The sequence below is a fragment of the Amycolatopsis jejuensis genome (assembly GCF_000717335.1).
Classification (GTDB): domain Bacteria; phylum Actinomycetota; class Actinomycetes; order Mycobacteriales; family Pseudonocardiaceae; genus Amycolatopsis; species Amycolatopsis jejuensis.
In genome coordinates this window covers 57,184-79,896 of record NZ_JNYZ01000014.1, presented here as the reverse complement: position 1 = coordinate 79,896, position 22,713 = coordinate 57,184, and the positions used below count along the sequence as shown (strand labels likewise).

17 protein-coding genes are annotated in these 22,713 nt (G+C 70.1%); 9 read left to right on the top strand and 8 right to left on the bottom strand.

Translation table 11 applies throughout. The annotated features are described in order from the left end of the window. Positions 1–188: 188 nt before the first annotated feature. The 3 genes from OO71_RS21265 to OO71_RS21255 are packed head-to-tail and all read right to left on the bottom strand — an operon-like array spanning position 189 to position 2,274. The gene (locus tag OO71_RS21265) at positions 189–458 is read right to left on the bottom strand and encodes a type II toxin-antitoxin system Phd/YefM family antitoxin (RefSeq protein WP_156096454.1); all 270 of its coding nucleotides are present in this window, start codon (positions 456–458) and stop codon (positions 189–191) included. A 23-nt stretch (positions 459–481) separates the two neighbouring features. Beyond that, positions 482–1,606 carry a sensor histidine kinase gene (locus tag OO71_RS21260; protein ID WP_033291597.1) on the bottom strand — a complete coding sequence of 375 codons (1,125 nt, stop codon included), beginning with the start codon at positions 1,604–1,606 and terminating at the stop codon, positions 482–484. After that, complete coding sequence (locus OO71_RS21255) at positions 1,603–2,274, bottom strand: response regulator transcription factor (protein WP_033291596.1); 672 nt, start codon at positions 2,272–2,274, stop codon at positions 1,603–1,605. Before OO71_RS21255 ends, OO71_RS21260 begins: the two co-directional genes overlap by 4 nt. Positions 2,275–2,481: 207 nt before the next feature. On the opposite strand from OO71_RS21255, the gene OO71_RS21250 reads away from it, so the two are divergent. The 4 genes from OO71_RS21250 to OO71_RS21235 are packed head-to-tail and all read left to right on the top strand — an operon-like array spanning position 2,482 to position 7,905. Then, positions 2,482–3,924, top strand: a complete 1,443-nt coding sequence (locus tag OO71_RS21250; protein WP_033291595.1) for a sodium:solute symporter family protein — start codon at positions 2,482–2,484, stop codon at positions 3,922–3,924. Beyond that, entirely contained in the window at positions 3,921–4,874 is a 954-nt protein-coding gene (gene speB, locus OO71_RS21245) for an agmatinase (protein ID WP_033291594.1), read from the top strand. The genes OO71_RS21250 and speB overlap by 4 nt, the downstream gene beginning before the upstream one ends. Beyond that, positions 4,871–6,514 (top strand): thiamine pyrophosphate-binding protein, encoded by a 1,644-nt coding sequence (locus OO71_RS21240; RefSeq protein ID WP_033291593.1) that lies wholly within the window; start codon positions 4,871–4,873, stop codon positions 6,512–6,514. Before speB ends, OO71_RS21240 begins: the two co-directional genes overlap by 4 nt. After that, on the top strand, positions 6,511–7,905 hold the full coding sequence (locus OO71_RS21235; RefSeq protein WP_033291592.1) for an aminobutyraldehyde dehydrogenase: 1,395 nt from the start codon (positions 6,511–6,513) through the stop codon (positions 7,903–7,905). Before OO71_RS21240 ends, OO71_RS21235 begins: the two co-directional genes overlap by 4 nt. A gap of 156 nt (positions 7,906–8,061) precedes the next feature. Here OO71_RS21235 and dxs read toward each other — a convergent pair whose 3' ends face one another. Continuing rightward, positions 8,062–9,972 carry a 1-deoxy-D-xylulose-5-phosphate synthase gene (gene dxs, locus OO71_RS21230; RefSeq protein ID WP_033291591.1) on the bottom strand — a complete coding sequence of 637 codons (1,911 nt, stop codon included), beginning with the start codon at positions 9,970–9,972 and terminating at the stop codon, positions 8,062–8,064. Positions 9,973–10,164: 192 nt separating this feature from the next. Between dxs and OO71_RS21225 the strand changes: the two genes are divergently transcribed. From OO71_RS21225 to OO71_RS21215, 3 genes are read left to right on the top strand one after another with little or no spacing between them, the layout of a single operon-like run. Next, on the top strand, positions 10,165–11,634 hold the full coding sequence (locus OO71_RS21225) for an aldehyde dehydrogenase family protein (RefSeq protein ID WP_033291590.1): 1,470 nt from the start codon (positions 10,165–10,167) through the stop codon (positions 11,632–11,634). Positions 11,635–11,671: 37 nt separating this feature from the next. After that, positions 11,672–13,201, top strand: coding sequence for an APC family permease (locus OO71_RS21220; RefSeq protein WP_033291589.1), 1,530 nt, complete (start codon positions 11,672–11,674; stop codon positions 13,199–13,201). Beyond that, the gene (locus tag OO71_RS21215) at positions 13,198–14,736 is read left to right on the top strand and encodes a GMC family oxidoreductase (protein WP_033291588.1); all 1,539 of its coding nucleotides are present in this window, start codon (positions 13,198–13,200) and stop codon (positions 14,734–14,736) included. The genes OO71_RS21220 and OO71_RS21215 overlap by 4 nt, the downstream gene beginning before the upstream one ends. A gap of 834 nt (positions 14,737–15,570) precedes the next feature. On the opposite strand, the gene OO71_RS21210 is transcribed toward OO71_RS21215, so the two are convergent. After that, the gene (locus OO71_RS21210) at positions 15,571–17,058 is read right to left on the bottom strand and encodes an alpha/beta fold hydrolase (protein WP_033291587.1); all 1,488 of its coding nucleotides are present in this window, start codon (positions 17,056–17,058) and stop codon (positions 15,571–15,573) included. Positions 17,059–17,238: 180 nt separating this feature from the next. Here OO71_RS21210 and OO71_RS21205 point away from each other — a divergent pair, with 180 nt between their 5' ends. Then, a complete protein-coding gene (locus OO71_RS21205; RefSeq protein ID WP_033291694.1) occupies positions 17,239–17,676 on the top strand; it encodes a hypothetical protein in 438 nt (145 codons plus the stop codon). A gap of 81 nt (positions 17,677–17,757) precedes the next feature. Here the strand turns inward: OO71_RS21205 and OO71_RS21200 are convergent, their stop codons facing one another. Further along, a complete protein-coding gene (locus tag OO71_RS21200; RefSeq protein ID WP_156096453.1) occupies positions 17,758–18,165 on the bottom strand; it encodes a hypothetical protein in 408 nt (135 codons plus the stop codon). Positions 18,166–18,247: 82 nt separating this feature from the next. Between OO71_RS21200 and OO71_RS21195 the strand changes: the two genes are divergently transcribed. Next, entirely contained in the window at positions 18,248–19,423 is a 1,176-nt protein-coding gene (locus OO71_RS21195) for an iron-siderophore ABC transporter substrate-binding protein (protein ID WP_156096452.1), read from the top strand. Here the strand turns inward: OO71_RS21195 and OO71_RS21190 are convergent. Continuing rightward, on the bottom strand, positions 19,417–20,607 hold the full coding sequence (locus tag OO71_RS21190) for a class I SAM-dependent RNA methyltransferase (RefSeq protein WP_033291584.1): 1,191 nt from the start codon (positions 20,605–20,607) through the stop codon (positions 19,417–19,419). The two genes, OO71_RS21195 and OO71_RS21190, sit on opposite strands and share 7 nt — an antisense overlap. Beyond that, positions 20,604–22,661 carry an APC family permease gene (locus tag OO71_RS21185; RefSeq protein ID WP_033291693.1) on the bottom strand — a complete coding sequence of 686 codons (2,058 nt, stop codon included), beginning with the start codon at positions 22,659–22,661 and terminating at the stop codon, positions 20,604–20,606. Before OO71_RS21185 ends, OO71_RS21190 begins: the two co-directional genes overlap by 4 nt. Positions 22,662–22,713: the final 52 nt, after the last annotated feature.

Sequence of the window (22,713 nt, the reverse complement as noted above, 5' to 3'; positions counted from 1 at the left end):
GCCGCCCCGATCAGACGCCGGATACCAGGAAAGCGGGGACGCGGATCCCGCCCGATCCGCCGGACCAGCGCCGCAACGGTGCCGTACATCTTGGCCGCTTTGAGGTCGAACGGCCGGTTTCGAACCGGGTCCGCGGCGTTCGAGCCCGAGGACACTCGACGGGCCAAGCTGCGTCCAGGCCCGAGCGATCACCGGTGGTGCCCGGGCCGCCCTGGATCATCCGGTCCGAAGACGACGTCATCGGCGTCCCGCTCGCGGCGCCATTCCGAGCTGTGCATCGGCGGCAGCGCACGGAACGCCTCCTGGACCTCGGCGAGCGTCCGGCGGGCCCGGTGCGGCACCAGATCAGCGACCGGATGCCCGCCGGACATCACGACAAGACTCTCTCCTGCTGCCACCCGTCGCATGATCTCCGCGGTGTCGTCACGAAGCGTCCGCCGGTCGATCGTTTCTCCCACCAGAACCATCGTAGACCGGGGTGCTACGCGGCCGGAAGGCGAACCGTGACCGTCAATCCCCCGCCCACCACCGGTTCCGCCGACACCGTTCCCCCGTGTGCCTGCACCGCCGCGCGCACGATCGACAGCCCCAGCCCCGCGCCTGAGCGGGCCGTTCGCGCGACTCCCGCGCGGCGGAACGGCTGGAACAGCTCCGGGACCGCCGCCGGGTCGAGCAAGCCGCCCGAGGAGCGCACCCGCAGGGTCGACCATTGCGCGCCCGGTTCGGTGCCGACCTCGATCCAGCCGCCGTCCACGTTGTGCCGCACCGCATTTTCGACCAGGTTGCCCGCAATCCGTTCCAGCAGCGCAGGATCGCCGATCGCCGGGGCCGGTTGCAGGGCGAATTCCGCACGCAGGCCCCGCTGCTCGGCCTCCCCGCGGACGGCGCGCCACGCGCGGTCCACGAGCGCCGCCAGATCCACGCGCTCGCGCATCGCGAGGCCCGCTCCGTCGGTGCGGGCCAGCAGCAGCAACGAATTCACCAGCTGACCCGCGCGTTCCGTCGCGTCCAGCACCACCCCGGCCATCCGGCGGAACTCGGCCTCGTCCGCGTGCTCGTCCGACAGCGTGACGTCCAGCTCGGTCCGGATCACCGACAGCGGCGTACGCAGCTCATGGCTCGCGTTGGCCACGAAGTGCCGCTGGGAATCGAAGGCGTCCTGCAGCCGGTCGAGCATGTCGTCGAAGGTGCGCGCCAGCTCGGCCAGCTCGTCGCGCGAGCGGATCTCGCCGATGCGCTCGCCCAGCGATTCCACCGAAAGCCGTTGCGCCGTACCGGTGATCTCGCGCAGCGGCCGCAGCACGCGAGACGTGAACGTCCACGCCAGGATTGCCGCGGCGGCCACCACGAAGAGGAACGCCAGCGAGCCGAAGACCAGCACCCGGTTCACCGCGTGCGTACGCAGATGCTGCGCGAGCGTGGACGCGTCGACATCCACGCCGTCCACCCGCACGACGGTGCCCGGCGGCATGTGCGGCACCGCGTCGACCGCGTCGCCGACTAGCGTCCACGCGAGCCACAACAGCAGCAGACCCGCGGCGGCGACCAGCACTGTCGCCAGAACGGTGACGCGCACCCGCAGGCTGCGGGTGCCGGGCAGCTTCACTCCGCGCCGGCCACCGGCACCCGGTAACCCGAGCCGACCACGGTCTCGATGATGCCGGGCTCGCCGAGCTTCTTGCGCAAGGTCATCACCGTGACGCGGACGGTGGTGGTGAACGGGTCGGCGTTCTCGTCCCACACCCGTTCCAGCAGTTCCTCGCTGCTCACCACGGATCCCGCGGCCGACAGCAGCACCTCGAGCACCCCGAACTCCTTGCGGGTGAGCTCGACCGGCCCGCTCGCCCGCCGGACGGTGCGCTTCGCCGGGTCCAGCTCGACGTCGCCCGCGGTGAGCAACGGCGGCGCGGCCGGGGTCGCACGGCGGCCGAGCGCCCGTACGCGCGCCACCAGCTCGGGGAACGCGAACGGCTTGGCCAGGTAGTCGTCCGCGCCGAGGGACAGCCCGTCCACCCGGTCGGACACCGAACTGCTCGCGGTGAGCATGAGCACGCGGGTGAGCTCGCCGGACGTGACGATCTCGCGGCACAGGTCATCGCCGGACATGCCGGGCAGGTCGCGGTCGAGCAGCACGACGTCGTACCGCGTGACGGACGACTTCTCGTGCCCGTCGTCGCCGGTGAGCGCGACGTCCACGGCCATGCCCTCCCGCCGCAGCCCGCGGGCGATCGCGTCGGCCAGTGGCTCTTCGTCTTCGACTACCAGAACTCGCACCAGACCACAATCCCACAGGTTCCTGAGAGCACCTGAGAGGCACGATCAATTACTCCAGGTAACTTTCCGGTTACCAACGAGGGCAGCGGCGGGTCATTTCCTCCAGTCCGCCGGGAAGTCCTGGACGGATCATCCCGGCCCACCGGCGGCCCGCGGACCCTACGGTGTCCGCTAGGACCCCCACACCGGCATCGAGGGAGGACCACCGTGGGCGGCGACTACGCGGTGATCACGCTGTACATCGCGGGCATGATCGGGGTCGGCTGGATCGGCCTGCGGCTGGCCAGGACCAAGTCCGACTACCTGGTCGCCGGGCGGCGGCTGGGCTGGCCGATGTACTCGGGCACGATGGCGGCCGTCGTGCTCGGCGGCGCGTCCACGGTCGGCGGCGTGAAGCTCGGCTACACCTACGGGGTCTCCGGCGCCTGGCTGGTGATCACCATCGGGGTCGGAATCCTGGTACTGCATGCGGTTTTCGCGCGGCGGCTGGTGAAACTGCGTGTGTACACCGTCGGCGAGATGCTCGACCTGCGGTACGGCGGGCGTACGAGCGCGGTGTCCGGCGTGGTGATGTGGGGCTACACGCTGATGCTCACGGTCACCTCGACGCTGGCGTTCGCGTCGATCTTCAAGGTGCTGTTCTCGATCCCGAGCTGGGCCGGGATCGCGCTGGGCGGGTCCATCGTGGTGCTGTACTCGGTGCTCGGCGGGATGTGGTCGATCACGCTCACCGACATCGCCCAGTTCGTGGTGAAGACCGTCGGCATCCTCTTCGTGCTGCTGCCGGTCGCGGTCGTCTCCGCGGGCGGGTTCGGCGGAATGGCCGCGAAACTCGATGCGTCGTACTTCGAGTTCAGCGCGATCGGCGGCGAGACCATCCTGACGTACTTCCTGGTCTACACCTTCGGCCTGCTGATCGGACAGGACATCTGGCAGCGCGTGTTCACCGCGCGCACGCCGCGGGTCGCAACCGGCGGCGGCATTATCGCTGGCGTCTACTGCCTCGTTTACGGCGTTGCAGGCGCGTTGATCGGTACCGCGGCGAAGGCGCTGTACCCAGACCTCGGTAGCGCGCAGGACGCCTTCGCCACCATCGCCGAACGGTTGCTACCTACCGGCGTACGCGGTCTCGTGCTGGCAGCGGCGCTGTCGGCCCTGATGTCGACCGCGAGTGGCGCGCTGATCGCGTGCGCCGCCACGACGACGTCAGACCTTCTGCGCAAGGTGGGCCTGAAGAGTGGCGAACTGCTTCGCAACCGCGTGACGACGCTCGTGCTCGGCGTCGGCGCCATCGGGATCGCCATGCTCGTGGACGACGTCGTCAACGCGCTCACCATTGCGTACGACATCCTCGTGGGCGGTCTGCTCGTGACGATTGTCGGCGCGCTCTTCTGGAAGCGCGGGACCCGTCAGGGCGCGTACGCGTCGATAGTGGCCGGGACGGTGTCCGTGATCGCCTTCATGATTGTCGACGGGGTTGCGGCGCAGAGTCCGATCTATTGGGGTCTAGGGGTAAGCCTTGTCGTGTACGTAGGTGTCAGCCTCTCGACGCCGCGTACGCCGGACAGCATTCTTTCCGTGTGGACGCAACGCTTACACGGCTTCGAAGAGCGCAGTACATCTGAGTCAAGACAGGAGTTACCCCAGTGAGTGAACAGCCTCCGGTCGGCCCGCTCGACTCGTCGCAAATTCCGCGCTTCGCGGGCTTCGCGACGTTCGCGCGGCTGCCGCGCATCGACGACGTGCCGCGCGCGGACGTAGCAGTGGTCGGCGTGCCGTTCGACTCCGGCGTGTCCTACCGGCCCGGCGCGCGGTTCGGGCCTGCCGCGGTGCGCGAAGCGAGCCGGCTGCTGCGGCCGTACCACCCGGGTCTGGACGTTTCGCCGTTCGCCGCGAAGCAGGTCGTCGACGCCGGAGACATCGCGGTCAATCCATTCCACATCGGCGAAGCGATCGAAAAGCTGCAGCAGGAAGCCGAAGCGCTCACTGCGGGTACGACGCGGCTGGTGACCGTCGGCGGCGACCACACCATCGCGCTGCCGCTGCTGCGCGCGGCGGCGAAGAAGCACGGTCCGGTCGCACTGCTGCACTTCGACGCACACCTTGACACCTGGGACACCTACTTCGGCGAGCCATACACGCACGGCACGCCGTTTCGCCGCGCGGTCGAAGAAGGGATCCTCGACACCAGCGCGGTCTCACACGTGGGTACGCGCGGACCCCTGTACGGCAAGCGCGACCTCGAAGACGACCGCAGGCTCGGCTTCGGGATCGTCACGTCCGGCGACGTGCTGCGCCGCGGTGTCGACGAGACGGTGGACGCGCTGCGGCAGCGCATCGGCGACCGTCCGCTGTACGTGTCCGTGGACATCGACGTGCTTGACCCCGCGCACGCCCCCGGCACCGGGACGCCCGAGGCGGGCGGCATGACCAGCCGGGAACTGCTGGAAATCCTGCGCGGCCTGCGCGGGCTCAACCTGGTCGGCGCGGACGTCGTGGAGCTCGCCCCGGCCTACGACCACGCTGAGATCACCGCGGTCGCCGCTTCGCATGTCGCGTACGACCTGGTGAGCTTGCTGGCCTTGGGGAAGAGCGAATGACCCGCATCGGCGGTGACGTCGTCGTCGAGACCCTGCGCGCGCTCGGCGCGGACACCGTGTTCGGTTTGCCCGGACAGCACGCGCTTGGCCTGTTCGAAGCGCTGCGCAGGGCCGGTGACCTGCGCGTGGTCAGCTCGCGGGTGGAGAACAACCTCGCGTTCGCCGCCGACGGGTACGCCCGCGCCCGGCTCGCCGCCGATCCGCACGGGCCGGTGCCGGTCACACCGATGATCGTGTCGACCGGGCCCGGTGCGCTGCTCACGCTGGCGTCGCTGCAGGAATCGCGGGCGGCGTCGGTGCCGGTGCTCGGGATCTCCAGCCAGATCCCGGTCGCCGGGCTCGGCGGCGGGCGGCACGGGTACCTGCACGAACTGCCCGACCAGCAGGCGAGCTTCCGCGACATCGTGAAGTCGGTGCACGTGGTCCGCTCGGTGAGCCAGCTCCCGACGGCGCTGTGCGAGGCGTGGACCTCCGCGGCGACGGCGCCGTACGGGCCGGTGTGGGTGGAAATCCCGCAGGACGTGCTGCTGGCTTCGACGACGTTGCCGCCGCTGACCGTGGTCCCCGCCGAGGTCAAGCAGCTCGAACCGCTGCCGGAGCTGGTTGCGGAAGCGGCGGAACTCCTTGGCAGCGCGGAGAATCCGGTGATTCTCGCTGGTGGCGGCGCACTGCGATCGGGTGCTTCCGACGAACTGCGACGGCTGGCCGAGGCCCTGCGTGCGCCGGTGGTGTCGACGTTCGGCGGCAAGGGCGTATTCGCGTGGGACCACGAGCTGTCCGCGCAGTCGTGGCTGGAAGACTGGTACACCACGGAGTTCCTCGCCGACGCCGACGTGCTGCTGGTGCTCGGCTCCGGACTGGGCGAACTGTCCAGCAACTACCGCGAGTTCGCGCCGCGCGGCCGGATCGTGCAGGTGGAAGCCGATCTCGGGAAACTGGAGTCGAACTACCCCGCGCTCGGGCTGCACGCCGACGTCCGGCTCACCCTCCGCGCGCTGCTGGACCGGCTCCGGCCGCGGCCCGCCGACGGTCGCGCCGAAACCGCGGTGAAGGACCTGCTCGCGCGCGTGGCGTCCCGATTGGACAGTCAGCCGCTCGACGTGGAGCGCAAACTGATCGAGGACGTCCGGGCCGCGCTCCCCGAGGGTACGCAGACGTTCTGGGACATGACAATCGCCGCGTACTGGGCGTGGTCGGCGTGGAATCCGGACGGCGCGCCGATCCACACTGCACAGGGCGCGGGCGGACTCGGCTACGGCCTTCCGGGCGCGCTGGGCGCCGCCGCGGCGGGCGTGCGCGCGCTGGCAGTGTCCGGCGATGGTGGCGCGATGTACGGCCTGGCCGAGCTGGCCACCGCCGTACAGCACGACCTCGACGTGACCTGGCTGGTGATCGACGACGGCGGGTACGGCATCCTGCGCGAATACCTCACCGGCGCGTTCGGCCAGACCACCGCGACCGAGCTGCCCCGGCCGGATTTCGTCGCGCTGGCGGAGTCGTTCGGCATTCCGGCTCGACAGTCCACGGTGGACTCCATCCGCGCCGACCTGGCCGAAGCCCTTCGCACGCCAGGTCCGTCCGTCGTGGTCCTGCCCGCGGTGCTGAAGATGTTCGCCCCGACCCATTTGGAGCATTCGTGACCCACGTCCTGAACTTAGTCGACGGCGCTTCCCTTGATGCCGAAGGAAAACTCGACCTGACCGACCCCGCGTCCGGCGAAGCCTTCGGGACGAGTGTCCTTTCCGGACAGTCCGAGGTGGACACCGCGATGGCCGCAGCCGCCCGCGCGTTCCGGACCTGGCGGCGCAGTACCCCGGCCCAGCGCCAGCACGCGTTGCTCAAGATCGCCGACGCGCTGGAGGCCCGCGCGGCGGAGTTCGCCGACGCGGAGGTCCGCGAGACCGGCAAGATCCGCGCCGTGGTGCTGGAGGAGGAAATCCCGGAGAGCGTGAGCGCGCTGCGGTTCTTCGCGGGCGCCGCGCGTCAGCTCGAAGGCACCGGCGCGGGCGAGTACCTGGAGGGGCACACGTCGGTGATCCGCCGCGAGCCGGTCGGCGTGTGCGCGCAGATCGCGCCGTGGAACTACCCGCTGATGATGGGCGTGTGGAAGATCGGCCCGGCCCTCGCCGCGGGTAACACCGTGGTGCTCAAACCGGCCGAGACCACGCCGTCCACCGCCGTGCTGCTGGCACAGCTCGCGGCGGAATTCCTGCCGCCCGGCGTGTTCAACGTGCTGTGCGGCGACCGGGCAACCGGACGCGCACTGGTCGCACATCCGGCCACCGATCTCGTGTCCATCACCGGCTCGACCCGCGCCGGAATCGACGTGGCGACCGTCGCCGCGGCCGACCTCAAGCGCACGCACCTCGAACTCGGCGGCAACGCTCCCCTGCTGGTCTTCCCGGACAGCGATGCCGACACCGCCGAACGGATCGTGGGCGCCGCGTTCTACAACGCCGGTCAGGACTGCACCGCAGGCAGTCGCGTACTGGTCCACGCGAGCGTGCACGACTCGCTGGTCGCCGCTTTGACGAAGATCGCCGCCACGCAGCGCCCGGGGGTCGACTACGGCCCGCTCAACAGCCGCGCCCAGCTGGACCGCGTACTCGGCCTGCTGGACCGCCTCCCGGCACACGCCCGGGTCGAAACCGGCGGCACCGCTGTGGGACCAGGCTTCCAGCTCGCGCCGACCGTGGTGTCCGGCCTCCACCAGGACGACGAGCTGGTACAGCAGGAGGTCTTCGCGCCGGTGATCACGGTACAGCCGTTCGCCGACGAGACGGAAGCGCTGGACCTGGCAAACGGCGTCCCGTACGGCCTCGCGTCGTCGGTCTGGACCACCGACGTGGCCCGCGCGGCCCGAGTGTCACGCGACCTGGATTTCGGCTGCGTCTGGGTCAACACCCACGGCCCGCTGACGGCGGAAATGCCCCACGGCGGGTACGGCCACTCGGGACACGGCAAGGATTTGTCGGCGTATTCGTTCGCCGAATACACCCGGGTGAAGCATGTGATGACCCGGTTCGAGTGACGCTCAGACCCCGCAGCGGCCCAATGCCACATTCGCTGCATCCCGCGCACCCAATGTGGCATTCGCTGCACCCCACGCACCCAATGTGGCATTCGCTGCGTCACATGCACCCAATGCCACATTGGGGCGCTTCAGACCGGAGTGAGGAGTAGCGCGTCAGGATTGCCGGTTCTCCGCCGGAGCCACATCCGACCCCAACCGCCCCGCCGCCCACTCCGTGATCCGCCGGGCCACATCCTGCGCCGTCAAGCCCACCCGATCCAGTACCTCGTCCCGAGTCCCGTGGTCGTGGAACGCCTGCGGCACCGCCAGATCACGCAGCGGCACATCACACTCCGCATCACGCAGAACCGCTGCCAGCGCCGACCCGAACCCGCCATGGCGGCCGCTGTCCTCCACCGTCACCACGAGCTTGTGCTGCTCCGCCAGCGCGACCAGCTCCGCAGGCACCGGCACCACCCAGCGCGGGTCCGCGACCGTCACCCCGATGCCCTGGTCCGCCAGCCGGTCCGCGGCCGACAGCGCCAGCTTCGCGAACGGGCCCACCGCGACGAGCAGCACATCAGTAGAGGCCGACGGGCGGCGCAGCAGGTCGACCGTGCCGATCCGCTCCACCGCCGGCACGTCCGGGCCGACGCTGCCCTTCGAGAACCGCAGCGCGGTGGGGCCGTCCTGCACCGCCACCGCCTCGCGCAGTTCCTCGCGCAGCGTGCCCGGGTCGCGCGGCGCGGCCACCCGCATGCCCGGCACCATGCCCAGCAGCGACAGGTCCCAGATGCCGTGGTGGCTCGGGCCGTCCGGGCCGGTGATGCCCGCCCGGTCCAGCACCAGCGTGACCGGCTGGCGGTGTAGCGCGACGTCCATCAGCAGCTGGTCGAACGCGCGGTTCAGGAACGTCGAGTACACCGCGACCACCGGATGGCAGCCGCCCATCGCGAGCCCGGCCGCGGACGTGACCGCGTGCTGCTCGGCGATGCCGACGTCGAACCAGCGGTCCGGGAACTTCTCCGCGAACTTCTCCAGCCCGGTCGAGCGCAGCATCGCCGCGGTGATCGCGACGACGTCCTCGCGCTCGGCGCCGATCTTCGCCAGCTCGTCGCCGAACACGCCGGTCCAGCTCGGGCCCTTCACCGGTGGCAGGCCGGTCTCCGGGTCGATCGGGTCGGTCTGGTGCATCTGGTCGGCCTGGTGGTTCACCGCGGGCGCGTACCCGTGGCCCTTCTCGGTGACCACGTGCACGATCACCGCGCCGCCGAACGCCCGCGCGCTCTGGAACGCCTTCTCCAACGCCACCAGGTCGTGCCCGTCGACCGGGCCGAGGTACTTCAGGCCAAGGTCGGAGAACATCTCCTGCGGGCTCAGCGCGTCCTTGATCCCGGCCTTCGCCGCGTGCAGGGCCGCGTAGATCGGCTTGCCCACCACCGGGGTGGCCCGCAGCAGCTCGCGTCCACCGTCCAGCAGCCGCTCGTACCCGGGCTGCAAGCGCAGCGACGCGAGGTGGTCGGCCATCCCGCCGATGGTCGGCGAGTACGACCGGCCGTTGTCGTTGACCACGATCACCACCGGCCGGTCCTTGCGCGCGGCGATGTTGTTGAGCGCCTCCCAGCACATCCCGCCGGTGAGCGCGCCGTCGCCGACCACCGCCACCGCGTGCCGGCGCGGCCCGCCGGACAGCTCGAACGCCTTCGCCAGACCGTCCACATAGGACAGTGCGGTGGACGCGTGGCTGTTCTCCACCAGGTCGTGCTCGCTCTCGCCGCGGCACGGGTACCCGGTGGGCCCGCCCTGCTGGCGCAGCAGGTCGAAGCCGGGGTGCCGGCCGGTGACGATCTTGTGCACGTATGCCTGGTGCCCGACGTCCCACACGATCGCGTCGCGCGGCGAGTCGAACACGCGGTGCAGCGCGAGCGTGAGCTCCACGACGCCGAGGTTCGGGCCGAGGTGCCCGCCCGAGCGGCGCACCTTGTCGACGAGGAAGTCCCTGATCTCGGCCGCCAGCTCGCCGAGGTCCTCGACGCTCATGCGCTTCAGGTCCGCCGGTCCGTGCACCGAGTCCAGCATCGTCACCCCTCCACCTCGCCCTTCGCTCCGGCCAGTCTACGGACGGGCGCCACCGGGGTCCGGCCACCCGCGTCCCGGATCACAACCGGGACGGCAGGGCAATTCCACGACCGGGGAGATCATCTGTCCGGTCGGTCAGGTAGCGGTCACGCCCCGTGGCCGGGATACTGCGGTCGGACCCGAGCCCGAGAGGACCCCATGGCGGACTTGTACATCGGCGGCGAATGGGTGGACGCGCGCGCAGGCGGGCGGCGGGAGATCCGGTGTCCGGCCGACGGATCGCTGGTCGGCGAGGTCGCAGAGGCCACTGCCGAGGACACCGAGGCCGCCATCGCCGCCGCGCGCCGGGCGTTCGACACCGGGCCGTGGCCCGCGACCCCGGCCGCCGAACGCGGGAACCTGCTGCTGCGATCGGCCGACCTGCTCGACCGCGACGCCGAGGAGTTCGCCCGCGCCGAATCGCTCGACACCGGCAAACGCCTGGTCGAAAGCCGCTACGACATGACCGACATCGCCGCCTGCCTGCGGTACTTCGGCAAGCTCGCGGGCAACGACGCGGGCCGGATCGTGGACACCGGCAGCGCGGACTCGTTCAGCCGGATCGTGCACGAGCCGGTGGGGGTGTGCGGCCTCATCACCCCGTGGAACTACCCGCTGTTGCAGACAGTCTGGAAAATCGCACCGGCGCTCGCCGCGGGCAACACGTTCGTGCTCAAACCGAGCGAGCTGACGCCGCACACGTCGATCCTGTTCATGCGGCTGCTCGCCGAGGCCGGGCTGCCCGGCGGCGTCGCGAACCTGGTGCTGGGCGCGGGTCCGGCTGCCGGTGGCCCGCTGTCGCAGCACCCGGACGTCGACCTCGTGTCGTTCACCGGCGGCCTGGCCACCGGACGGGTGATTGCGGCGAACGCGGCGGCCACCGTGAAGAAGGTCGCCCTCGAACTGGGCGGCAAGAACCCGAACGTGGTGTTCGCCGACGCGGATTTCGAAACCGCCGTCGACTACGCCCTCACCGCGGTGTTCCTGCACTCCGGCCAGGTCTGCTCGGCCGGTGCGCGGCTGATCGTGCAGCGGGAATGGCACGACGAGTTCGTGGCCGAGCTGGTGCGCCGCGCGGAGCGGATCCGGCTGGGCGGGCCGTTCGACGAGAACGCCGAGACCGGTCCGCTCATCTCCGCCGCGCACCGCGAGAAGGTGGAACGCTACGTCGCCACCGCGCTCGAAGAAGGCGCCGTCCTGCGCACCGGCGGCAAGCGCCCGGACGATCCGGCGCTCAAGGACGGCTTCTACTACCTCCCGACGATCCTCGACGACGTGCGCCAAGGCAGCACTGCCGTCGTCGAGGAGTCGTTCGGACCGGTGCTGACCGTGGAGACCTTCACCGACGAGGACGACGCAGTCCGCATCGCCAACGACACCCACTACGGCCTCGCCGGCGGGGTGTTCACCCAGGACGCCGCACGGGCCCAGCGCGTGGCGAACCGGCTTCGGCACGGCACAGTGTGGATCAACGACTACCACCCGTACCTGCCCCAGGCGGAATGGGGCGGCTACAAGCAGTCCGGCTTCGGGCGCGAGCTCGGCCCGGCAGGGCTGGCGGAATACACCGAGGTCAAGCACATCCACCAGAACCTGCGCCCCGGTCCCCAGCGCTGGTTCTCCGGCTGATCCCGGGTGCGGACCCCCACCGAAAGGAAACCCGCCCTTGAGCGACACCGGCGATCGCGAACTCGGCGAATTCGGCTACACCAACCAGCTCAAGAGAACGCTCGGCAGCTTCCACACCTTCGCCGCCGGGATCAGCTACATCTCCGTGCTCACCGGCGTGTTCCAGCTGTCCTACCTCGGCTTGGCCCAGGGCGGGCCGGCCTACTGGTGGTCCTGGCCCGCAGTCTTCATCGGGCAGCTCATGGTGGCGCTCTGCTTCGCCGAACTGGCCGCGCAGTACCCGGTCGCCGGGTCGGTCTACAACTGGGCGAAGAAGCTCAGCAACCCGCATCTCGCGTGGATGGCCGGCTGGATGATGCTGCTGGCGTCGATCGTGTCGATCTCCGCGACCGCTCTCGCGTACCAGCGCACGCTGCCGCAAATCACGTCGTTCTTCCAGTTCATCGGCGACGGCACCGGCACCAGCGACGCGGCCAACGGCGTGCTGCTGGCCACCGTGCTGATCGTGTTCACCACGCTGATCAACGCGTTCGGCGTGAAGCTGATGGCCCGGATCAACAGCGCCGGGGTGTTCGTGGAGCTGCTGTTCGCGGTGCTGCTGATCGTGTTCCTGGCGTTCCACTTCGTGCGCGGCCCGTCGGTGGTCACCGAGACGAACAACACCGGCGCCGGGCATTCCGCCGGGTACCTCGGCGCGTTCCTCATCGCCGGGATTGCCTCGTCGTACGTGATGTACGGCTTTGACACCGCCGCCTCGCTCGGTGAGGAATCGCTGAACCCGCACCGCAATGCGCCGAAGGCGATCCTGCGCGCGCTGGTGGCGTCGTTCGTGCTGGGCGGGTTGATCATTCTGTTCGCGCTGATGGCGGTCGGCAACATCCAGGCGCCGGAACTGGGTACGGTCGGTTTGCAGTTCGTGCTCACCGACGCGCTCGGCCCGGCGATCGGGCGAGTGTTCCTGTTCGTCGTGTTCATCGCGATCACCGTGTGCGTGCTCGCGGTGCACACCGCCGCGATCCGGATCGCGTTCGCGATGGCGCGGGACAACGCGCTGCCCGGCGGCAAGGCGCTGGCGCGGGTGAACAAGACCACCGGTACGCCGGTGCTGCCCGCGATCGTGATCGGCGTGCTCGCGATCGCCCTGCTGGTGCTCAACATCAACTCCACGCAGATCTTCTCCGCCGTCACCAGCCTCGCGATCATCCTGATCTATCTGGCGTACCTGCTGGTCACCGTGCCGATGCTGGTCCGCCGGGTACGCGGTGGCTGGCCACGGAAGGACACGCCGTCCGGCCGGTTCTCGCTCGGCCGCTGGGGCCTGCCGGTGAACGTGCTCGCGGTGCTGTGGGGCGGCGCGATGACGATCAACCTGGCCTGGCCCCGCAACGAGATCTACAACGCGACCGAGCCGTTCCACTGGTATCTCAAGTGGATTTCGGTGCTGTTCGTCGGCGTCTTCGCGGCGGGCGGGTTCGCGTACTACTGGTTCGTGCAGCGGCACAAGGTCGGGGTACTGGCGGATCACGCCGCTCGTGGGGCCGAAGCTTCGGAGGAGGTTGCGCAGTGAGCGAGTTCGACTACGTGGTGGTCGGCGGAGGCACGGCCGGATCGGTGGTGGCCGCGCGGCTGTCGGAGGATCCGGACGTGACGGTGTGCCTTCTCGAGGCCGGACCGTCCGATGTGGACACTCCGGAGGTGCTCGAGCTCACCCGCTGGATGGGCCTGCTGGAGTCGGGCTTCGACTGGGACTACCTGGTGGAGCCCCAGGAATCGGGTAACTCGTACCTGCGGCAGGCCCGCGCACGGGTACTGGGCGGCTGCTCGTCGCACAACTCGTGCATTGCGTTCTGGGCCCCGGCCGAGGATCTCGACGACTGGGGCTTGCCCGGCTGGTCGGCCGCCGACATTTTCCCGTTGTACCAACGGCTCGAGACCAATGATGGACCGGGCGAGCACCACGGCCGCTCCGGCCCGGTCACCATCCGCTCGGTGCCGCCGAAGGACCCGACGGGCGTCGCGCTGCTCGCGGCGTGCGCGCAAGCGGGTATCCCGACGACGGAGTTCAACTCCGGCCGCACCGTGACCCGCGGCGCGAACTGGTTCCAGATCAACGCCCGCGAGGACGGCACCCGGTCGTCGGCGTCGGTGTCGTACCTGCACCCGATCATCGGCAAACGGCCGAACCTGGAGATCCGCACCGGCGCCCGAGCGAAGCAGCTCCTGTTCGACGGCCGCCGCTGCACCGGCGTCGAGGTCTTGGACCCGGACCTGATCCACCACACGCGGATCACCGCACGCCGCGAGGTCGTGGTGAGCTCCGGCGCCATCGACACGCCGAAACTGCTGATGCTGTCCGGCATCGGACCGGCGGCGCACCTGCGCGAGGTGGGCGTGGACGTGCTCGTGGACTCCCCCGGCGTCGGCTCGAACCTCGAAGATCATCCCGAGGGCCTGGTGATGTGGGACGCGCTGCAGCCGATGGTCGCCGAATCCACGCAGTGGTGGGAAATCGGCATCTTCACGACCACCGAGAACGGCCTGGACCGCCCCGATTTGATGTTCCACTACGGCTCGGTGCCGTTCGACATGAACACAGTGCGCCACGGCTACCCGACGACGGAGAACGGCTTCTGCCTCACGCCGAACGTGACGCGCAGCCGCTCCCGCGGCACAGTCCGCCTCCGCACGCGCGACTTCCGCGACAAGCCCCGCGTGGACCCCCGGTATTTCACCGACGAGCACGACATGCGCGTGATGACCCACGGCGTGAAGCTGGCGAGGGAGATCGCCGCCCAGCCGGCCCTGGACGAGTGGGCAGGCGTGGAACTGGCGCCAGGCCGCGACTGCACCACCGACGACGAAATCGCGGACTACCTCCGCAAGACCCACAACACGGTCTACCACCCGGCCTGCACGGCCCGCATGGGCGCAGACGGCGACCCGGACGCAGTGCTGGACGCCCGCCTCCGCGTACGAGGGGTGGACGGCCTGCGCGTGGCGGACGCGTCGGTGATGCCTTTCCTGGTGACGGTAAACCCGTGCATCACGACGATGGCAATCGGGGAGAAGTGCGCGGATCTCCTGAAGGAGGACCGCGGCTGACGTTGTGGTTGTGGGGGCTGGGCTTCGGTCGGTCTTTGGGCATGGTTTGCCTGTCCGTGGCTGGCGAGTGACCGGTTCTGGGCCGGTTCATGGCTCGGGCCTGGCCGGTCGGGGCCGAGCCTGTCGGCTCGCCGGTTCCGGGTGAAATGCCCGACCGGCCGGCGACCGGCGAACCGAGCGGCCGCAGACCAAAACCGACCGGCCCACCACTGGCGACGCGGCAGCCGGGGGCCAACGCCCGCCCCCGCAACGACCGGCCCTCGGCCGACACTCGACCGATCCGACCGCTGACGACTCGCCAGGCCCAGACCAAACTCCGGCCACGCCACCATTGGCAACGCACCCGTCCCGCACCAAGCTCGACCGGCCTACCGCTGGGAACTCACGCGTCCCAGGCCAACGCCCGCCACGCCACCACCGCCAGCACACCGCTCCCACGCCAACGCCAGCCACGCCAACGCCGGCAGCACACCGCTCCCACGCCAACGCCAGCCACGCCAACGCTGGCAGCACACCCTTCCCACGCCAAGCTCGACCGGCCGACCGCTGGTAACTGGCCAGTCCTGAACCAAACACCAGCCAGCCCACCGTCGGCGGCTCGCCGGTGCGGACCTGCGCTCGGCTGGTCCGCCGCTGGCGACACACCGGTCCGAAGCGGTGACCGGGTGCCGGGCCGGGCGGCCGTCGGTGCTCCCGGGATCCCGGCGGCGGCCGGGAGGGTCGTGGTGGAGGTGCGGTCGGCGGCCCTCGGTGGGCTGCAGTAGGAGGGGGTCGATGCCAGCGGCCGCGTCCGGCGAGGCCGAACCGCTCGTGGCGTTCCGATGGTTGGCGGGCTCATGGCGTCGGCTTCGGTTCCTGGGATGGCTGGCCGTCGCAGGTGTCCGTGGACGGGACTCCGGTTTCGAAGAACTTCACCACCTTGCTCGCGCAGGGGAGTTGCGCCAGTGAGCCGTGGACGTCGTCGCGGACGGTGAGGATGTTGCCGCCGATGTGGTGTTGCATGTTCAACGTATCGCGGTACGGCGTGACTGTTTCGTAGAGGTGCCCGATGAGCTGCAGCGGGCTTCGGCCGGGGCGGAGAGCCGGGTTTGCCCCGGCGTATGGCCACTTGATGCAGCTTCCCATGTAGACCGGCTCGCCCAACGCGCCGAACGGGTAGTCGGCCTTGAGGGCGGAGAGTTTGCGCCACATTTCGTCCATGTCGCGGGTTCCGGTGGAGTCGTTGCAGTTGACTGCGTGCTGGACGTACCGGTTCAGCGCCAGCGGCCGCTTTTCGTCCCAGCCGAATACGGTCGCCGGAGCCTTGCTGGGTTCCACCACCGGGTCTTTGCCGGCGTGCAGCGCGGCCAGCGCGGACGCTGCCGTTCCCCAGTCCGGCGACCTCGCGTAGAGCTGGTTCATCACCCAGGCTCCGTTCAGGGTGACCGGCGTGTCGTGTTCCACGATCTGCCGGGGATGGGCGTCGGCCTCGTCGCGGATGGCTCGGACCGTGTCCAGTACCGCGTCGCCTGTCCGGCCCAGGTGCAGGACTGCGTCGCGGGCAGCCATCCAATCGGCGAACCGGCGTACGTTCGCGTCGCCCGCCTCGGATTGGCTCCATTCGAAACGGTCGAGGTCCATGGTGGCAGGCAGCGCAGAGTCGAGAGCCATCTTGTCGACGTGCTCGTCGAAGCGGCTCCGGTACGCCGCGCCCAGTCCGGTCCCCCACGAAATGCCGTAATAGCTGATCTTTTCCTCGCCCAGTGCCTGCCGGATGCGGTCGACGTCGCGCGCGATCGTGTCCGCGCTGAGGGTGCGCGCGAACTCCGGATCCTTCGCCTCGCACTCGCCGAACTGGTCGGCGCGCCAGAGAATCCGGGCCACTGTCTGGTCTTTCGCGGACTGGCCCGGTTTCGGTTCCGGCCCACCGCCCATGGCCTGGCACGAGATCTGCGCGCTGTACCCGGTACCGCGCGGATCGAACCCGACCAGGTCGTAGTACTTGCCCAGCTCCGCGAGCCTGCTCTGCCGGATCCGCTCCGGCATCGAGACACCGGTGCCACCCGGCCCGCCCGGATTCAGCACCAGCACGCCCCGCCGGTGCGCGCGATCGGACGCCGGAATCCGGTCCACCGCGATCGCGACCGTGCGCCCGTCCGGCCGCGCGTAATCGACCGGCACGGTGACCGTGGTGCATTCCGCGCTCGTGCCAGCGGATTTCGGCCACGACGCAGCCAGCTTCGTACAGGGTGTCCACGACACCTCCGCCGCGGCCGGTTGGACGACCACCACCACACTCGCCATGACCACGACCACCAGGGTCACGAGCTTGCGCACCACCATGTTCCACCCCTCGGAAGTACCCGGATGAGCACCTTGCCGGTACTCATCCGGTCAGTCGCGGTGGAGATCGTCCAGGTTCTCTGGACGCGATTTTGTGATCAGCATCACACTTCAATGGCGGCCTGCCGCTACTCCGGAAGCACCCTGGGCAACCGGTCCCAGGCCCGTAGAATCCGGTTCGTGGCAGGCGATCGGGCGTTCCGCAGGGTGCGCGCGTGGGCAGGCGTGGCCGCCGCGGTGGGTGGCGGAGCCGGACTCGCCTTGCCGACCGCGCACTACCTCACCACGCGGCTCCCGTCCGGCACCCCCGAACCGGACCTCGACCTGGGCCTACGGCTGGCCTGCGCCGCGGCACTGGCCCTGGCTTTCGCGCTCGCCCTGCTGACCCTCCGCCGACGCCGCGACGAACCACTGGCCTTCGCCACCCTCGCGGGCCTCGCGGTGGCCGGCGTCCTGCTGCGGTACGTCCTGATCACCCTCCCCCGCGCCGGCGACCTCGCCCCGGCCGCCGAGATCCGGCCCGCTGCCGGGACGTGGGTCCTCCTGGCGTCCGGCCTGGTCCTGACCGCGACCGGGCTTGCCGCCGCCGCTGCTGTGCAGCGCCCGAAAGCTCCGTGATGGCCGGTGGCGCGCCAGTGAGAACCGTCATGGGCGCTCACTTGAGCGGAGGCGGTCTCTGGAAAAATAGGCAAAGCTAACCTAATATCCGCGCATGCCCGCACACGACTCCGCCTCGGCCCACCGCATGACCACGCCCGGCCGTGGCACCCTCCCCTCCACGACGCCCGGCCGCGACGTCCCTCCTGCCGCGACGTCCAGCCGCGCCGCCCATTCCACGGCAACACCAGGCCCTGGCAGCCTCCCCACGGTGACGTCCAGCCGCACCGTCGCACCAAACGCCACGGGCAGCAGTGCCGTCACGCCCGGCCCCGGCAACTCCCCCACCGCCACACCCGACCGCCCTATCCGGCCAACCGCCAAGGACAGCCGCGTCGTCGGCCCCACGGCCACGCCGAGCCGCGGCATCTCCCCCAGTGCCACGCCCAGCCGCGTCGTCGGCCCCGCGGCCACACCGAGCCGCGGCACCATCCCCTCTGCAGTGCCCAACCGCGCCATCCCTCCGGTCGCCACAGGCAGCCGCGTCGTCCGCCCCGCGGCCACGCCGAGCCGCGGCATCCTCACCTCCACAATGTCCAACCGCGCCGCCACGGACAGCCGTGCCTTCCACCCGGCCGCCACGCCCGCCACCGGCTTCTCCCCCACCGACACGCCCGACCGCACCATCCCTCACACCCCCAAAGACAGCCACGCAACCCACCCCGCCGCCACACCCACCCCCGGCATCGCCCCCATTGCCAAGGGCGGCGTCCTCCCCGCCGGAACCTCCCGCCGTACCTTCCTCCGCGCCGCCGGTGCCCTCTCCGCAACCGCCGCCCTCGCGGCCTGCGGCAGCCCCTCCGGCGAAACCACCGCCCCAGCAGGTCCGGGCTTCCCCGTCGAAGTCCGGGGTGTGCAGGGAACCGCCACAGTCGCGCGCAAGCCGGAGCGGGTCGTCTCCGTCGGGCAGTACCGGGACACCGATGCGGCCGTCGCGCTCGGCGTTGTCCCTCTGCTCACCCCGGATCTCAGCAAGTTCCTTCCCGGCGGCACCTCGCCCTGGCTGCGCGCCCGCGCCGGGGACCGTCTCCCCCAGCTCTACGCCGACGCCCAGCTCCCCTTCGAGCGCATCGCCGCCGCCAAGCCGGACCTCATTCTCGGCACCGATCGTCCGGCGCTCGCCCAGGACTATCCGACCCTCACCGGGATCGCGCCGACCATCTCCCCCGACACCGGCTACAACAAGGACACCTGGCAGGTCACCACGCGCCGGATCGGCTCCGCGCTCGGGCGGTCCGCCGAGGCCGAACGGCTGGTCGGCGAGGTCGAGTCCGCGATCTCCGCAGCAAAATCAGCCAACCCGAAGTTCGCCGGCCGCACGTTCACCATCGGGCCGGTGACCGGCGAAACCGTCACCACGATCTCCAGCCCGCAGGACGCGTCCGCGCTGTTCCTCGCCCAGCTCGGGCTCGTGTTGTCGCCGAAGGTGACGTCGCTGCCGAACACGTCGATCCCCGGTCGTTCGCAGATCAGCCCGGAGCGCCTCGACCTCCTCGACGCCGACGTCCTCGTGCTGACCTACGCCACCCCCGACAGCCGCAAACGTCTCGAGGCCGAGCCGCTTTTCCAGCAGCTGCCCGCAGTCCGGCGCGGTTCCTACATCCCGCTCGACATGACGACCGCCATCGCGCTCGCCTTCCCGACTGCGCTGAGCGTGCCGTACGGGCTCAAGGAATGCGTGCCCAAGATCGCCGCCGCGCTTCACTGAAGCAGCGCGACACACTCCACGTGATGCGTCATCGGGAACGCGTCGAACGCTCGCAGGTCGGTGAGCGAATACCCGTGCCCCGCAAAGAAAGCCACGTCCCGCGCCAACGCGGCCGGATCACACGCGACGTACACGATCCGGTCCGGCTCGCCCGCCGCGATCGCCTCGACGACCGCCCGTCCGGCGCCCTTGCGCGGCGGGTCGAGCACCACCACGTCGACCGGTTTCGGGGCGTCCGCGACGAGGTGCTCGACCCGTCCCGCCTGCCAGCTCACCTGCGGCAGGTCGGCGAGGTTGCGTTCCCCGTCGGACACCGCGCGGCGCCCGGATTCCACCGCCAGCACGTGCCCCGACGGGCCGACCTGCTCCGCCAGCACCGAAGCGAAAAGCCCGACCCCGGCGTACAAATCCCATGCGACCCCACCCTGTGGCGCTTCCGCCCACGAAGCCACGAGCTGCGCGAAGGTGTCCGCGGCGAGCGGGTGCACCTGCCAGAATCCGTGCGCGTCGAGCCGCCAGTCGCGGCCCGCGGCGTGCTGCACCGCCAGACCGCCGGACAGCTGCTTACCCTGGGTCCGCCCGCGGACCGTCGCCAGCTCACGCAGGTGCAGGTGCCCGTCGCCGTCGCTGGTGACCTCCAGTTCCGTCCCCGGCCGCCAGCGCTTGCCCAGCGCTGTTTCGAGCGACCCCGGCACCGCGATCGGGCAGTCGTCGAGCGGGATCACGCGGTGGCTGTGGTGCGCACGCAACCCCGCGCGCCCGTCCCGACCGGCGACCAGCCGCACCCGGCTGCGCCAGCCGAGCGGACCGCCGTCCAGCGCTTCCACCTCCACCGCACGGGAAATCCCGGCCAGCCGCTGCAGCTGCTCGGCGACCACCGCAGCCTTCAGCTCACGCTGGTACCCCGGATCGGCGTGCTGCCAATCGCAGCCACCACAGCCGCCCGGCGCAGCAAGCGGACACGGCGGCGGGACCCGGTACTCCGACGGATCGAGTACCTCGACCGCATCGGCCCGGCAGAACGATCCGCCCTTGTCCTCGGTGACCTCCGCCCGTACCTGTTCGCCCGGCAACGCGTGCCGTACGAACACCACCCGTCCGTCCACTCGGGACACACAGTGTCCGCCGTGCGCGACCGGGCCGACTTCCAGCTCCAGCGTGCGGCCCAGCCAGTTTTCCGTCATTCAGCGGGTTCCTTGGTGGTCTCGGAGGGTTGAGCGGATTTCGCGCCGTTCGCGGGACGCGGGGAGCCGGCCGCGAAGCCACGCCGCACGTCACCGGCCGCCGGACGGGTTTTCCGTTCCCGCGCGGCCGCTTTCGCCGACGACTCCAGCTGCCACGGCACACTGGCCACGACCACGCCCGGCTGGAAGAGCAGCCTTCCCTTGAGCCGCAACGCACTCTGGTTGTGCAGCACCTGCTCCCACCAGTGTCCCACCACGTACTCCGGGATGAACACCGTGACCACGTCGCGCGGGTTGGCGCCGCGCACGCGCTTCACGTAGTCCAGCACCGGCTTCGTGATTTCCCGGTACGGCGATTCGACGACCTTCAGCGGCACCTTGAACTTGTGCGCTTCCCATTCCTGGGTGAGCTGACGCGTGTCTGCATCGTCCACGTTGACCGTGACCGCCTCGAGCACGTCCGGCCGCATTGCCTTGGCGTACGCCAGCGCACGCAGCGTCGGCCGGTGCAGTTTGGACACCAGCACGATCGCGTGGTTGCGCGAGGGCAGCACGGTCGGCGCCTCGCCCATGTCCTTGAGCTCCTCGGAGACCCGGTCGTAGTGCCTCCGGATCGCCGTCATCAGGACGAAGATCGCGACCATGGCGGCGATTGCGATCCATGCGCCGAGCAGGAACTTGGTGATGAGCACGATCACCAGCACGGTGCCGGTCATCGTGAGGCCGATCGCGTTCACCGTCTGCGAACGGCGCATCCGCCGCCGCACCGCCGGGTCGGTTTCCTTGGCCAGCAAGCGGTTCCAGTGCCGGATCATGCCCGCCTGGCTCACCGTGAACGACACGAACACGCCCACGATGTACAGCTGGATCAGCCGGGTGACCTCCGCGTCGAACGCGATGATCAGCACCAGCGCGAAGATCGCGAGGAACAGGATGCCGTTGGAGAATGCCAGCCGGTCGCCGCGGGTGTGCAGCTGGCGCGGCAGGTACCGGTCCTGCGCGAGGATCGAGCCGAGCACCGGGAAGCCGTTGAACGCCGTGTTGGCGGCCAGCAGCAGGATGATGCCGGTGGAGAACGAGATGTAGTAGAACGCGGGCGGGAACGACTCGAACACCGCATGCGCGATCTGCGCGACGATCGTCTTCTGCTCGTACCCCGCGGGCGCACCGGCCAGCTGCCGCGCCGGGTCCTCCGCGAAGTTGACCTTGGTGACGACCGCGAGCGTGATGATCCCGACGAGCATGGTCACCGCGAGCACGCCCATCAGCAGCAGCGTGGTGGCCGCGTTCTTCGACTTCGGCTTGCGGAACGCGGGCACCCCGTTGCTGATCGCCTCGACCCCGGTCAGCGCCGCGGCGCCGGAGGAGAACGACCGGAGGATCAGGAACACGAACGCGATCCCCGCCCAGTTGCCCTCCTCGTGCAGCGTGAAGCCCGCGCTCTCGGCGCGCATCTCGGTGCCGGTGACGGTCTGGAACAACCCCCAGACGACCATGATCAGGATCCCGGCGATGAAGCCGTAGGTCGGAATGGCGAACGCTTTGCCCGATTCGCGCACTCCGCGCAGGTTGAGCGCGGTGAGGATCGAGACGATCACCACGGCCGTGATCACCTTGTGGTCGGCCACCCACGGGATCGCCGACCCGATGTTCGCCACCCCGGACGAGGTGGACACCGCGACGGTGAGCACGTAGTCCACGAGCAGGGCGCTCGCGACGGTGAGGCCGAACTTGCCGCCCAGGTTGGTGGTGGCGACCTCGTAGTCGCCGCCGCCGCTCGGATAGGCGTGCACGTTCTGCCGGTAGGAGGCGACGACCACGAGCATCACCAGCGCGACCGCGACGCCGATCCAGGGCGCGAAGGCGTACGCGGACAGGCCCGCGACGCTCAGCGTCAGGAAGATCTCCTCCGGCGCGTAGGCCACGCTGGACAGCGCGTCGGAGGCGAAGATCGGCAGCGCGATGCGCTTGGGCAGCAGAGTGTGGGAGAGCCGGTCACTGCGGAACGGACGCCCGAGGACCAGCCGCTTCAGCACGGTCGGGAACTTCGACACCTGCACGAATCTACAGCGGAGCGGCACCGCTGCGCCGGGGGCCGTGGCAGGG